The organism is Acinetobacter tandoii (assembly GCF_008867985.1).
Classification (GTDB): domain Bacteria; phylum Pseudomonadota; class Gammaproteobacteria; order Pseudomonadales; family Moraxellaceae; genus Acinetobacter; species Acinetobacter tandoii.
In genome coordinates, this window is sequence record NZ_VXLD01000008.1 from 112119 (window position 1) to 126575 (window position 14457).

Annotated in this window: 16 protein-coding genes; 7 read left to right on the forward strand and 9 right to left on the reverse strand. The window is 40.6% G+C overall.

Translation table 11 applies throughout. The features are described from left to right. Positions 1-24: 24 nt before the first annotated feature. The 8 genes from F4W09_RS12560 to F4W09_RS12595 are packed head-to-tail and all read right to left on the reverse strand — an operon-like array spanning position 25 to position 6787. On the reverse strand, positions 25-978 hold the full coding sequence (locus F4W09_RS12560) for a PDR/VanB family oxidoreductase (protein WP_151504996.1): 954 nt from the start codon (positions 976-978) through the stop codon (positions 25-27). A 36-nt stretch (positions 979-1014) separates the two neighbouring features. Then, entirely contained in the window at positions 1015-1752 is a 738-nt protein-coding gene (locus tag F4W09_RS12565) for an SDR family NAD(P)-dependent oxidoreductase (protein WP_151504997.1), read from the reverse strand. A 10-nt stretch (positions 1753-1762) separates the two neighbouring features. Next, positions 1763-2248 carry an aromatic-ring-hydroxylating dioxygenase subunit beta gene (locus F4W09_RS12570; RefSeq protein ID WP_151504998.1) on the reverse strand — a complete coding sequence of 162 codons (486 nt, stop codon included), beginning with the start codon at positions 2246-2248 and terminating at the stop codon, positions 1763-1765. A gap of 10 nt (positions 2249-2258) precedes the next feature. Beyond that, entirely contained in the window at positions 2259-3536 is a 1278-nt protein-coding gene (locus F4W09_RS12575; RefSeq protein WP_016166450.1) for an aromatic ring-hydroxylating oxygenase subunit alpha, read from the reverse strand. 28 nt (positions 3537-3564) lie between these two features. After that, on the reverse strand, positions 3565-4092 hold the full coding sequence (locus F4W09_RS12580; RefSeq protein WP_044740344.1) for a nuclear transport factor 2 family protein: 528 nt from the start codon (positions 4090-4092) through the stop codon (positions 3565-3567). A 10-nt stretch (positions 4093-4102) separates the two neighbouring features. Beyond that, complete coding sequence (locus F4W09_RS12585; protein ID WP_044740343.1) at positions 4103-4462, reverse strand: hypothetical protein; 360 nt, start codon at positions 4460-4462, stop codon at positions 4103-4105. Between the two features lie 27 nt (positions 4463-4489). Continuing rightward, a complete protein-coding gene (locus F4W09_RS12590) occupies positions 4490-5638 on the reverse strand; it encodes an acyl-CoA dehydrogenase family protein (protein WP_151505007.1) in 1149 nt (382 codons plus the stop codon). Positions 5639-5683: 45 nt separating this feature from the next. Next, entirely contained in the window at positions 5684-6787 is a 1104-nt protein-coding gene (locus tag F4W09_RS12595) for an amidase (RefSeq protein WP_151504999.1), read from the reverse strand. 147 nt (positions 6788-6934) lie between these two features. Here F4W09_RS12595 and F4W09_RS12600 point away from each other — a divergent pair, with 147 nt between their 5' ends. The 3 genes from F4W09_RS12600 (at position 6935) to F4W09_RS12610 (ending at position 10533) form a co-directional block, all read left to right on the forward strand. Then, positions 6935-7402 (forward strand): MarR family winged helix-turn-helix transcriptional regulator, encoded by a 468-nt coding sequence (locus F4W09_RS12600; RefSeq protein WP_151505000.1) that lies wholly within the window; start codon positions 6935-6937, stop codon positions 7400-7402. A gap of 394 nt (positions 7403-7796) precedes the next feature. Next, complete coding sequence (locus tag F4W09_RS12605) at positions 7797-9149, forward strand: spinster family MFS transporter (RefSeq protein WP_104441956.1); 1353 nt, start codon at positions 7797-7799, stop codon at positions 9147-9149. 115 nt (positions 9150-9264) lie between these two features. Then, positions 9265-10533: an OprD family outer membrane porin gene (locus tag F4W09_RS12610; protein ID WP_151505001.1), complete on the forward strand. Its 1269-nt coding sequence runs from the start codon at positions 9265-9267 to the stop codon at positions 10531-10533. 84 nt (positions 10534-10617) lie between these two features. On the opposite strand, the gene F4W09_RS12615 is transcribed toward F4W09_RS12610, so the two are convergent. Next, the gene (locus F4W09_RS12615) at positions 10618-11529 is read right to left on the reverse strand and encodes a LysR family transcriptional regulator (protein ID WP_016166458.1); all 912 of its coding nucleotides are present in this window, start codon (positions 11527-11529) and stop codon (positions 10618-10620) included. Positions 11530-11629: 100 nt separating this feature from the next. Here F4W09_RS12615 and F4W09_RS12620 point away from each other — a divergent pair, with 100 nt between their 5' ends. The 4 genes from F4W09_RS12620 to F4W09_RS12635 form a co-directional block, all read left to right on the forward strand. Further along, positions 11630-12793, forward strand: coding sequence for a muconate/chloromuconate family cycloisomerase (locus tag F4W09_RS12620; protein WP_016166459.1), 1164 nt, complete (start codon positions 11630-11632; stop codon positions 12791-12793). Further along, on the forward strand, positions 12753-13043 hold the full coding sequence (gene catC / locus F4W09_RS12625) for a muconolactone Delta-isomerase (RefSeq protein ID WP_016166460.1): 291 nt from the start codon (positions 12753-12755) through the stop codon (positions 13041-13043). The genes F4W09_RS12620 and catC overlap by 41 nt, the downstream gene beginning before the upstream one ends. A gap of 122 nt (positions 13044-13165) precedes the next feature. Further along, positions 13166-14086 (forward strand): catechol 1,2-dioxygenase, encoded by a 921-nt coding sequence (gene catA, locus F4W09_RS12630; protein ID WP_151505002.1) that lies wholly within the window; start codon positions 13166-13168, stop codon positions 14084-14086. Between the two features lie 158 nt (positions 14087-14244). Next, a partial coding sequence (locus F4W09_RS12635) for a CoA-transferase (RefSeq protein WP_335878909.1) occupies positions 14245-14457 on the forward strand: 213 nt, incomplete at its 3' end.

Below are 14457 nucleotides of genomic sequence, written 5' to 3' on the forward strand. Positions count from 1 at the left end.
ATTTCCATATCACAAGGAAAAGGCTTAAATATCTAAAACTAAACGGGATGATTTGGAACGAGAGCAGCAGACCAAAATTTGTTCATTACTGGCTTTTTCTTCATCGGTAAAATACACATCGCGATGGTCGGGTTCACCTTCAATTACATCGCACATACAGGTGCCACAAACCCCTTGCTCACAAGACATTTCAATGTTGATGCCTTGTTTGGCTAGAGCCTGTAAAATGGTTTCTCCTGCATCTACCAAAATAATTTTTCCACTCCGTTCAGCGATCACTTCAAATGCATCGCCCGAAGTATCAGTTTCAACTTGGAAATATTCTTTATGAATCTGTGCTTGCGGGAAATTGTGGGTCGTAGCGAGATTGACCACCCAGTCCATAAAACCCACAGGACCACAGGTATAAATATGACTTGTTACATCAATATCCTGAATCGCGGCTTCAAAAAACTGGCGATGGCTCGCTCCTTCAGATTTAAAGTGAAAGGTGGTGAATGGTGCTAGTTCGCCATTTTTAATTTCATTGACAAAGGCACAACGGTCTTCGCTCGCACCACAATAATGCAGCTCGAAAGATGCACCCTCATGCGCTAATTGATAGGCCATGGTGATGAGCGGGGTAATGCCAATACCTCCACCGATCAACACCGTATGTTTCGCTGGGTACAATGGAAATAAATTTTTGGGTGCACTCACCTGAATGTGCATTCCATCTTTTAAATCATCAAAAGCTGAAATCGAACCACCACGTGATTCTGCATCTCTTAAAATGCCTAATCTGAACTTGCCAGCCTGATTTGGATTTTGGCAAAGCGAGTATTGACGAATCATACCATTGGGTAAGTGCACATCAATATGGGCACCTGCTTCAATTTTAGGTAATACTTCGGCATTAGCAGATTCAAATTCCATGACTGCAATATTGCCACCTTCTACATGGCGGTTTTTTACGACAACATCATAAAGTGTAGTCATTTTTGTTTTCTCCTTTTCACTTGCTTGGCACAAGGCTTAGCGCATGAATAAACCACCATTAATATCCCAAGTTGCACCTGTGACAAACCCAGCATTTGGACTTGCCAATAACGCACAGGTTTCTGCAATAAACGACATATTGCCTAATGCTTTAACAGGAATATTCTGGATAAATTGTTCCATTTTTTCGTCTGACACTACGCTATGCACAATGGCTGATTCCATTGGACCAGGAGCAACGGCATTTACTGTCACACCTTTAGCTGCAAATTCTTTAGCAAAGATTTTGGTTAAAGTCACAATGGCACCTTTGCTCGCTGCATAATGTGCGCCTGTTGCCGTACCACCATTTTGCCCTGCCAAAGACGCCATATTAATAATGCGCCCATAGCCTTTTTGCACCATGTACTGACCAACAATTTGGCAGGACTGGAATGTACCGCGCTGATTAACTTGGGTAACCCAGTCAAAATCAGCAGCCGTAATCTCCAAAACTGGGGTTGCCTTAGTGACCGTAGCGTTATTGATCAACACATCAAGCTTTGCAAATTTTTGTTCGATCCACTGCACCACGGCATGAAAGTCGTCTTCAACTGAAATATCCAGTTTCACTGGAAACATTTGCTCGGGAAACTGACTTGCTGCTTTGACTTTTTCCGCCTTTTCCAAAGTACTGGCAGATAAAATTACCTGATGACCTTGGCTAGCAAAATATTCCGCAATGACATTGCCCAAACCTGAAGCAGCACCTGTCACTAATACAACCTGTTGCATGCCGATGCTCCTATAGAATGTAGCTAATACCTGACAAGGTATCGGTAGAATTAATTAAATTAATGATTTTACGGTTAATTTTTAAACCTGCGTCGGTATCACGGTTTAAATGGTAAGTCACATCTGCGGTGTAGTGTTTGAGGTTCTCTTTACGGAATTCACGCAAGTTTTGCGCACAACGTAAAATGATTTCACCTTCTTCATCTTTTAAAATCCGAACACGTGAAATGCTCCGAACCGTATTTGCCTTGGGTGAAGTTGAAATTGCTTCGCCATTTTCTAAACGCTGAACACGCAATTTACGCATGTGATGATCGTCATAGGCATAGTTCAGATTGTTTTCATAATCGGTAAGCGTCGGATCAATTGGAATGATATACACTCCTTTTTCATTCCAAAGATTTAACCAAGCATCATGCTCAGAGTGATCCAGCATATCGGCTTCTGCCCAAATAAACGCTGTGACTTCATTGAGTAAATTTAAATCAATTTTCATGTTATTCCCCTTAAGCCGTCATCAACTTTTTCCACTGTTGATAGGCAGAGCGCATCCCAGTTTCAGCACTCACATCACTTTTTAAACCATCTTCAGTTTGTACTTCACCAGCTAAACCACGGTTCAACATAATCCAGAGGTTTTCGCCTGCGGCTGCCCCTTTTTGTACACGTTCCCATGCTTCGGCATCATCGGGCGTACCAAAACCAAATGGGCCTTGGAAATGCTCATGCAAACGCAGGCGATATTGATTCGCAATTTGTGGGCCGCCATCCATGGTAATCACGGAGTGATGAATTTCTGTTTTATCGACTGAAATCGGCTGCATGACTCGGAAAAATGCCATTGAACAGGCAATGTTCGGAAACAGGTTTAAGTTAAAACCAGAACCGCCCACAGCGCGCACAATACGACGCACTTCCAATTCCGCATGACCTTCATCACGTAAAGCTTGTGCTAAATCTTCAAAACGTTCCTGAATTGGACGTTCCATTAATTCTTCGTCTAAATCGACCAATTCAGGAATCATCACCATCACACTGTGACCATTGCCTAAATCTTCGACATAACCGGGTTGATTTTCAAAGTTAAATAATTCTTCTGTTTTTTCATCGACTGAACTTAAGAAAGACTTGTGTACCAATGGAAAATGATAAGCATCAGTGGTGTTTTCAAGCTGGATTTTCCAGTTCCCTGGGAAGGTAAAACGATGTTCGCCTAAAACTTTAATTGGATAACCCGCACCTTGTTTCATGAACAAATCAATCCACTTTTTCGCAGGTCCAAGAAATTGTTCTAAAGGCTCTACATCATGATTGAATGACGCGAAAATCATGCCGTTATATTCTTCAACACGCAGGCTGACCAATGGCAATTCTGATTTATCTAAACATTCACCATAACTTTCTGGGGAAGGAACGCCGCGTAAACTGCCATCAAGTGCATAACTCCAACCGTGGTATGGACAAACAAAGCTATTGGTTTTGCCTTTTTTGTGTTCACAGACTGTCGCAGCACGATGGCGACAACGATTCAGCAATACATGCACTTTTTTCTTGCGGTCGCGAACGACCACGACGGGTTGTTTGCCAATATTGATGGTTTTATAGCTACCGCCTTCTGGGATTTCGCTAGCATGTGCTACCCAAACCCATGTGCTATAAAAAATCTTCTGCATTTCCTCATCAAAGATACGCTCATCTTTGTATAAAGACGTATGTGCACGATCACTTTGCACCAATGCTTCATAATCCACACCAATATTCAGTGTTGAGATAATTCCATTCATTTCAATAATCCTTTGATAAATTGGTAATTTAATTCTGGGGCGGGACAGGTAATTCAGCGTCACTTTGCCAATTTGTCACTGGTCGACTAAAAATATTCTGGGTTTGAAAATGCTTGATTTTCCAACTACCATCCATCTGTTGTGCAAATTTCACGTTCAGCTTGGCGCTATTTAAATGACTGCGTCCATCGCGAAAAGTGGAGGTTTGCAACATCAGCCAAGTTGCCGTGGCATATTGTTGCTGCACTTCAATTTGCTCCGAACTGACAAAGTGAGCATTCATGACAAAGTGACCTTCTGTTTGGGTATAGCTTTTGAACATGTTGTAGATGGCTTGCCAAGAATCATATCGCCCAAACGATTTGGCATACTTTTCCCCTATACCTTCCCAAATGCACTCCGCATCAAAAAGCCCCATCAGCTCATCTAAATTGGTCTTTGGACTCAGCTCATCACAAATTTCCATATAACGATTGAGACAATTACGGATGGCGTTATGTGCTTCCAACTGTTCTAAACGTGAGAGGATTTTTACCAAATTCACTTTGTCATCCATGTCCTGCACCTTAGCGTTGAATAATCAATTCACGTCCAACACGTGCTTCGACTTTGCAGTATTTCCAAAGTTTGTAAGGACCTTCGCCTACCACCGTGGTTCTGAACAAATTACACGCCGCATGTACAGTTTCAATATCAGGCACATCTGCCAATAAGTAGGTTGTCCATGGCCAGCCTGTACTAGGGCCAACCATACTTTGGTCATCATCGAGATTGCCAAAAACATGTACGCCCGGCAGGTCATGAATTGCGTTCCACATCTCACCAAATGCAGCCCAAACCGCTTTTGCTTCGGCAGGTTCTGCATCAAAAAAATTCTGATTAATACCCATGCAGAACAACACACGTAAAGTTTTTTTAACGTCCATTTTGATTTCCTTGTCTCAAGTTTAAATTTATAAATATCCTGGGCTTGGCTTTAAGCCAAAACGAATTGAACCCGCATTTAGTAATGTGGCATCCCCCATAAAGGCATGTTGTGTGACGACATTGGTGTCATTCACAAAACGACTAAATGGATTGTTGGTATAAATGGCGGTCATGCCTGCTAACATTTGCATTTTGCGCGTGACTTTGGCGCAAACCCGAGCAGCATGGGTACAGGCTAAACGCATATCACTAATTTGTTGTGTGGTTGCTGCACGCCCTGCAACGACTTCGTGCCAAACGCTATCCATGGTCTGATAGAACCATGCTTTGGCTGCCTGAAATTCTGCATCTGCTTGAGCAAATTCATATTGAGTCACAGGACGATTCGCAATTTCAGCACCACCTGTAATCGATGCTTTGCCCGGTGCTAAAATTTGAAATTCTTCTAAAGCAGCTGCTGCCACACCAATCCCAACAACGGTTAAAACTTGGGTCGCTAGGGAAAGTGACGGATATTTAAAAAAGGGTTCTGGTAGTTTGGAAGGTTCACCCCGTACAAATGTCCAGTGCTTTTCGACTAGCACATCTTCCACAACCAAATCGTGACTACCTGTGCCTTTTAAACCCACTGTGTCCCATGTCATTTCAATTTTGGCTTTATGCGCAGGCATCACAGCCATGCGCGGTAGGCCCTGCATTTCATTATTTTTTAAAGGTGAAATACCAACGCCTATAATGTCTGCACCCATGCAACCACTAGAAAACTTCCAACGTCCACTAACTCGAACGCCTTCATCGGTAATTTCCGCAGGTTGTGGTGGGAAAATTCCCCCAGCAAAAACCACATCAGGGCCATCTTTATAGAGTTCTTCAAGTGTTGCTTCTGGCAGACTGCCTAAATAAGCGGGGCTCATCCCAAAACTTGCCACCCAACCGACCGAACCGTCCGCCTTAGACAAGGTTTCAATCAGTTCGCAAAACTCACGTGGTGAAATAGCATCACCACCAAAGCGTTTTGGTACAAGCGCGCGGTACACTCCCAACTGCTTGAGTTTTTCAATCATGTCCTGACTAACAAAGGCTTGATTATCGAACTCACCTGTACAGGCTCTTGCTCGAATTTCTTGACATAAAGCATCTAGATCAACGGCTTTTTCTGATGCTACAAACTCCATTTTAGATAACTCATTCATTATCTAACTCCTTGTAATATATTTATTTTAGTGCGAAAGATATTTTGCAATCGCGCATAATTTTTCGTCTTGCTGATGCCCAGCAACCAACTGTAGACCTACAGGGAAACCATTTTCTGTCTGTAATGGAATTGAAATGGCAGGATGTCCAGACAAATTAAAAGGACGAACTAAACGGGTTAAATTCAGGAAGGCAACTGTATTTTCAGCATCTTTTACTTTTGGCGGAATTTGTGGCAATGTCGGCAAAACTAAAGCATCGTATTGATTTAATAACGTATTTAAAGCTTGGGTGAATTGTGCTTTGACCTGTTCTGCCTGTTTCACCTGCTCTAGGCTAGTATCCGCTGCTTTTAATAGGCGTTGCTTTACATCAGCACCAATTAAACCTGTCTGAGTTAATTCACCATAAGCCTGCCAGTTTTCATAATTGATCATCTGCATGCCTGCATCATAAGCGGCATCAAACGAGTCGATGGTTTCACGCGGTAAATCAAGATGATGTTGTACAAAGAATTGCTCAATACAACGCCAAACCTCATCACTCGCAGCTACATTTAAATAAGCCAACTTGGGTGGCTGTTGTAGCTTTGCAGCAGGCTGAAAACTTGGCTCAATAATCTGCATGGCAACTTCGAGCATTTCGACTGAATTTGCAAAAGGTCCAACACAATCCAAACTGCTTGTTACTGGATGCACTCCTTGACGACTGACACGCCCAAAAGTCGGTTTTAAACCATAAACACCACAGCATGCAGCGGGCATACGAATAGAACCACCCGTATCGGTTCCTAAAGAAAAATCTGCCAGTTTTGCCGCCACTGCCGCAGCCGAACCACTCGAAGATCCGCCTGGAATCAATTCAGGATATTTAGGATTAATGGGTGTCCCAAAAGCATGATTAATTCCCGTAATACCAAATGCCAGTTCATGTAAATTGGTTTTAGCAGTGATTTGACAATTCCCTTTCAAAATATTGTCGACCACTTCCGCATTGTGCTCTGCAGGTGGAATATTTAAATAAGCTTTACTGCCTGCTACTGTTTTAAAGCCTTGAATATCAATCGTATCCTTGATCATGACTTTAAGTTCGCCATGTCCTCGCGAAAGTGATTGTGCAATAATATTCATTCACTTTTCCATGTATTTTTATAACTTAATTCAAATATGGGAAATTTAAATGTAATTGTCAAGTAATTTTTACAAGAGTCATTAAGGCAAGCTGCAAAATTTTGTTTATAATAGCTTTCTCAATTTTTACTAAGTCCTTGCTTAGCCATGCTGAACCATTTAAAACAATTTTTACCTAACAATGAACCAGAAAGTCTTAAAAATTTCCCTTTTTTCTGGATTTCCCAAGTAAATGGAAAATATTCTCAACTTATTGAAAAATCTATTAAAAAATTAGGAATAGACAACACGCGTCGTAAAATTATTCTGAGCACCAACGCTTTGGGTGAGGCCAGTATTACTGATATTGCTAATCTATCTACACTCAAACTCACTACAGCAACCAAAGCGGTGTATCGCTTAGTGGAAGATGGCATTGTTGAAGTTTTTTCTTCCGCTACAGATGAACGTATTTCTATGGTAAAGCTAACAGATAAAGGCTTAAACCTTGTCGAACAGATTAACCAAATCAGTGCAGTTACCTTAGCAGGCATTTTGAATGCCTTTTCTGAAGATGAACTTCATCATCTGAACCTACAACTAAAAAAACTATTTGAATTAATGCCCTCTAGCTAAGCCTTGCTTTTTAATTGTATTCAGCAGTTGATGAGTGAAAACTCATCTGCTGCACTCTTCTTTCCAGCAAACTCCTATCTAAAATTATAAGAATAAATCTTTGATCTAAAATTACTTTTTAGCTTATTCATGTAAATAAGATACCCATAGAGTATTTTTAAATACCCAAAAAGTAATGGAATTTTACATATAAAAAGAAAATAATCCTTCAATGATCAACATCTCAATCGCTGAATGGCTGACTGAATTTTAATTATTTTACCTAAAAATATGATTGATCAAATACAAAAGTTAAGCCTCTGAATCTAATCCGCACTAAATCCATTCGTTTAGCGCAAGCAAACCTTATTCAGAAATTTCAAACCGAGCAAGCTAAATACAAAAGGACAAATCAATGGATCATGTAGATGTCTACGTAGAAAAAGCGGAGCATAAAAAAACCCATCTGTATTCATGGTATGTGGTCATACTCTGTATGCTGGCCTATATCTTCTCTTTTATTGACAGACAAATCTTAGCGCTCATGATTGAGCCAATTAAAGCCGATTTACATTTAACCGATACTCAATTTAGTTTATTACATGGCCTCGCGTTTTCCTTGTTTTATGCCTTTATGGGATTACCTTTAGCCTATATTGCTGACCGTTTTTCTCGCCCTAAACTCATCTCTATTGGCATTATTATCTGGAGTCTTGCAACAGCAGCCTGTGGCATGAGTAAAAACTTCATTCAATTATTTTTATGCCGTATGGGTGTTGGGATTGGTGAAGCAGCGTTGTCTCCAGCAGCTTACTCCATGTTTAGTGACATGTTTAGCAAGGACAAATTAGGACGTGCTGTAGGAATTTACTCTATTGGCGCATTCTTAGGCGGTGGTATCGCATTTCTCGTGGGTGGGTATGTCATTAAACTACTTAAAGGTGCAACTTTAATTCATGTTCCCTTATTCGGCGCTATGAAGGCTTGGCAAGTTGCCTTTCTGGTGGTGGGTTTACCCGGTATTTTCATTGGTTTACTGTTCATTTTGACCGTACGAGACCCTGAACGTAAAGGTCAGCGATTGAATACCTATGGTCATGTCGAAAAAGGTGAATTTAAGCAATGTTTACAATTTATCCGTAAACATGGCAAAACCATTACTTGTCATTATTTAGGTTTCACCTTTTATGCTATGGCTTTATATAGCCTAACCAGTTGGACTCCCGCTTTTTACATTCGCAACTTTTCGCTTTCACCGACTGAAACTGGCTATATGCTCGGTTCCATTATGTTAATTGCCAATACCTTAGGTGTTTTTTGTGCAGGCTGGCTGAATGACTGGCTCATTAAGAAAGGCAGACAAAATGCACCGATGCTCACAGGTGTGATTGGTATTATTGGTTTAATTCTCCCGATCTCTCTTTTCACCCAAGTCCAAAATCTACAAATTTCGGTAGCGTTACTTGTTCCTGCCATGTTTTTTGCCTCCTTCCCTTTGGTGATTTCTGCAACTGCTTTACAAATGTTGGCTCCCAATCAATTTCGTGCTCGTCTGTCTGCCATTTTCTTATTGGTCAGTAACCTGATTGGTTTGGGTATTGGCACCACTTTAGTTGCAATTTTGACTGACAAATACTTTGGCAACCCAATCATGGTGGGGTCTTCATTGTCAATTATTGGTGGCGCATCGTGTGTGTTTGCTTTCATTCTCTTGCTTAAAGGCTGCAAATTTTTCAACGACAGTATGCAACGCGAAAAATTACATTAATTGCCATTTTAATCTCTGCATTCTGATGTCTGTCCCAAAGCAATGTTTTGGGAAGGCACTTCAGAATATTTAAAAAGTTAATGCCCGATATGAGCATTCACCTCTTGGAAATAATATGCAACGCTTAACGCATTTCAAACAACAAAAACTCGCCCTTGCCACCCTGCTGATATTCAATGGATTTGCAATAACAGCTATTCACGCAGCTGAATCTACGACAACACCAACAGATGAATGGAAATTCACGCTCAGAAATGCCTATATCGATCGTGATTTTGATAACGCTGGTATTAAAGATACGGGCAGTTGGTCGCAAGCAGCCTCTTTATTCTATAAATCTAAAATGCTAGATACCCCCTTAAATATTGCCGATCAACCCATCACAATTGGTGCTGATGCTTCTGTGCAATATGCTGTGCGTCTAAGTTCGGATAAGCATGTTTCCGATTCCATTCTTCCTTTTGATAAAGCCAACCAGTCACAAGCCTCTGATTTTTTAAAATATGGCGCAACTTTAAAACTTGGTTATGGTAATTCCTTATTAAGAACGGGTGAACTCTGGTTGGATCTGCCTGTGACTTCAGTGGATACCAGTCGCCAGTTGTTAACCTCTTATTTGGGAACCAATCTTCGCTCGCAAATTACCGATCAATTTCAGACTGAAATTGGTCGCATCGAAAAAGTCTCGCCACGTAATGAAGAAGAGTTTCGTAAATTTTCCTATACCTCTAAAGGGGTCACACACTATTCAGATGGGTTGAACTATATTGACCTGCGTTATCAAATTACCCCAACGTTAAAGGGTGAATATTATTTTGGCAATCTGGAAGATTTATATAATACGCACTATGCAAGTTTAGATCACACATGGAAACAAGCGAATTTTTCGCTTAATTCTAAACTGAAATATTTTAATTCTAAAGACCATGAGGATACGTTCACTATTGATGCGCAAAACATTGGTCTGCTGGAAACATTGAAAGTGAGTAATCATTCTTTTGGCTTGGGCTATCAGCAAATTATTGGCGATTCTGCCTATCCATTATTAGATGGTTATCTACCTGAAACCTATTTTATTAACTGGAACGTCACAGGCTTTGCCAAACAAGATGAAAAATCTTATCACTTAATTTATAGCTATGATTTTAAGGACTTTGTACCAGGGCTCAGCACTGCGGTGAAATGGGTTTATGGTCATGATTTCAAATCATCCACAGGGGAAGATAATCAAGAAACCGAAGCCAATTATGTCCTCAATTACGCTTTTCAACAGCCTTATCTCAAAGGGCTCGGCTTTCAATATATTCACATTAATTATAATGTGAAATATGGCAATGACTTTACTGAAGACCGTATTTTTATGAATTATATGAAGAAGTTTTAAAGTTATTGCTTTCAGTCCAGATGCCTCATCCCGTATGAGGCATCTTTTGGCTTGTAGAATTTTTCAATGAAATCTGACATCTGATCAATTTAAGTTAGTAGAAATATTCTCAGTCCGATAAATTTCTTCAATACATTCTAAAATTTTGGGAATATACGCACTTTGATCCATGTTGCGCATCGACAACGAGACTGGACTATACGCTTCTAAATCTAAAATATCCAAATATTCCACATTCTTCATGCCAATATCGCACGCACTTTCTGGAATTAAGCAAATACCCTCGCCTGAGGCCACCAAACCCAAAGCCATGTGAATTTCACGCACTTCCGTCCACTTGGTCGGAATTAAACCTAACTGGGTAAACATCGCTTGTATGGTGGTTGAAAAATTCGGTTTCGGTGTATTGGGATAAGAAAAAATAGTTTCATTCACAATTTGTGATAAATACACGCCTTTTTCCTGATAGGCATTTAAAGGATGCTTTTTATAAATCGCTAGTTTTAATCTTTCTTTGCGTAGCAACAGTCTTTTAACGGCAGGATCACTGATTGGCAAACGACCAAAACCAATGTCAATTTTACCGAGTTTTAATGCCTCGACCTGATCTTTGGTACTACATTCAATCAACTCGACTTGAATCTCTGGATTTTTTTGGCGAAACAAATAAATAATCTGTGGCAATAACCCATATAACAAAGAACTCACATAGCCAATTTTTACACTGGTATTGACTGAGTTAATTTTCTTGATCATGGTCGTGGCTTGCGCCGCATGCGTTAAAATCTGCACCGCATGCTGATAAAAATATAAACCTGCTTCCGTCGCTTTTAAAGGTCGAGAACCTTTTTCAAAAAGATCAATCCCTAACTCTTCTTCTAATTTTTTAATTTGGCGAGTCAATGGTGGTTGAGCAATAAACAGCTTTTCCGCAGCTTTAGTAATACTTTGCTCTTCAACTACGGTCACAAAATATCGTAAATGTCTTAATTCCATCAACATACCTTTTTAGTATTTTAAAATACCACTTCATATCTATTTTAGGTGATTACATTCTTCTATGGTATACAAACAAGTTCGAAACAGTTGAAACTTCATGTATAAAAGCATAGAAACCATACTCGTGGATATCCCTACAATCCGCCCGCATCAACTGTCTGTGACAACGATGCGTATTCAAACATTGGTACTGGTAAAAATAACAACTACGGATGGTTTTGTCGGTTGGGGCGAAGCTACCACCATTGGTGGGCTGAATTATGGCGAAGAAAGCCCTGAAAGTGTTAAAGCCAATATTGATACTTACTTTGCACCATTACTGACTTCAGTTAAAGCATTAAATGTTGCACAAACCTTAAAACTAATCCGCAAAAATATTAATGGCAATAGATTTGCCAAGTGTGCCATTCAAACTGCGCTGCTGGATATTCAAGCTAAACGTTTAGGTTTACCTATTAGCGAATTACTGGGTGGACGTTTACGCGAAAGTTTACCTGTGCTGTGGACACTGGCTTCGGGTGATACTGAAAAAGATATTGCCGAAGCAAAACAAATGATTGAGCTGAAACGTCATAACACGTTCAAACTCAAAATTGGTGCACGTCCTTTACAGCAAGATGTTGACCATGTGATTGCAATTAAAAAAGCCTTGGGTGCAGACATCAGTGTTCGTGTAGACGTCAACCGTGCTTGGTCAGAACTGGAATGTATTCGTGGTATTCAGCAACTTCAAGATGGTGGTATCGACCTCATTGAACAACCGTGTGCTATTCAAAATACGGATGCTTTAGCACGTTTAACTCAACGTTTTGACGTTGCCATTATGGCAGACGAAGCCCTTACAGGCCCTGACAGTGCTTACCGCATTGCCAAAAGTCATGGCGCAGATGTATTTGCAGTCAAGATTGAACAATCAGGTGGTCTGCTCGAAGCCTGCGAAGTTGCCAAGATTGCATGTCTGGCAGGTATCGATTTGTACGGTGGCACCATGCTGGAAGGCCCTATTGGCAGTATTGCTTCTGCACATGCCTTCTCGACCTTTGAATCTTTAGCTTTTGGTACAGAATTATTTGGCCCACTACTTTTAACCGAAGAAATTTTAAAAACACCGCTTCGTTATGAAAATTTTGAACTTCATCTGCCTACAGGTGCAGGTTTAGGCATCGAAATTGACGAAGACAAAATTGAACAATTACGCCGTAAGAATAAGGAAGCTGTAAATGTTATTTCACGTACGCATGGATGTGCATATTCCGCTTGATATGCCCGTTGAAAAAGTCAATGAAATAAAAGCCATTGAAAAGGCATATTCACAGGAATTACAACGTTCTGGAAAATGGCGACATATCTGGCGTATTACAGGCCAGTACTCCAACATTAGTATTTTTGATGTTGCGAGTAATGAAGAGTTGCATAACATTTTACAAGGTTTACCACTCTATCCATTTATGAATATTGAAGTCATGCCTTTAAATCGGCATCCATCTTCCATCCGTGAGGATGATTCATAGAGTCTGAATCACCATTAACCTGTATTTTAAACATAACAAGGACTGTGGCATTAGAACCAACTAGCTAAATCAATAGCCAATAATAATGCCATCCATAATCTACATACTTCAGGAGTTATAGTATGAACCGTCAACAAATTGATGCACTTGTAAAAAAAATGAATGTCGATACCGCACAAGGACCTGTCGATGAACGCATTCAACAAATTATTGTTCGCTTACTTGGCGATCTGTTCCAAGCCATTGAAGATTTAGATATCCAACCTTCTGAGGTATGGAAAGGCTTGGAATATTTTACCGATGCTGGTCAAGCCAATGAATTGGGCTTATTGGCTGCTGGTTTAGGTTTAGAACATTATCTAGATTTGCGTGCTGACGAAGCGGATGCCAAAGCAGGCATCACTGGTGGTACACCACGTACCATTGAGGGTCCTTTATATGTGGCTGGTGCACCTGAAACAGTTGGTTTTGCACGTATGGATGATGGCAGCGAATCGGACAAAATTGATACCTTAATTATTGAAGGTATTGTCCGTGATGCAAACGGTCAAATCATTGAAAATGCCAAAGTTGAAGTTTGGCATGCGAACAGCTTAGGAAACTACTCATTCTTTGATAAGTCTCAGTCTGAGTTTAACTTACGTCGTACTATTTTAACCGATGCACAGGGTCAATATGTGGCTTTAACCACTATGCCTGTAGGTTATGGCTGCCCTCCTGAAGGCACGACTCAAGCCGTACTGAATAAGTTAGGTCGTCATGGTAACCGTCCGTCACATGTGCATTATTTTGTCTCTGCGCCAGGTTTCCGTAAGCTCACTACACAATTCAACATTGAAGGTGACAAATACCTTTGGGATGACTTTGCTTTTGCAACTCGTGATGGCTTAGTGGCTACAGCAGTTGATGTGACTGACCCTGCTGAAATCCAGCGTCGTGGTCTAGACAAACCTTTTAAGCACATTACCTTCAATATTGAGTTAGTTAAAGAAGCTGCTTCTGCTCCTTCGACTGAAGTTGATCGTCGTCGTGCAGTAGCATAACGCTTTAATCGTTAAACCATGAATGAGCTAAGGAAATACTTAGCTCATTCCATTCAGTTTCTAAATAACGCTACGATTTTTTAATTCTTACTCCCCTTTTCGACATTTGATATTTGCACGAAAGAAGCAGATCCAAAATCAATGTATGGGTGCTTTACATGATCAATAAATCCTCGACTTCAATTCATGAAGTTTTATCCCAGATACAAGACGGCTCAACCATCATGATTGGTGGTTTTGGTACAGCAGGACAACCTGCTGAACTCATTGACGGGCTGATCAAACTTGGACGTAAAGACCTTACCATCGTCAGCAACAACGCAGGCAATGGCGACTATGGTCTGGCGAAACTGCTGAAAGCCGGTGCCGTC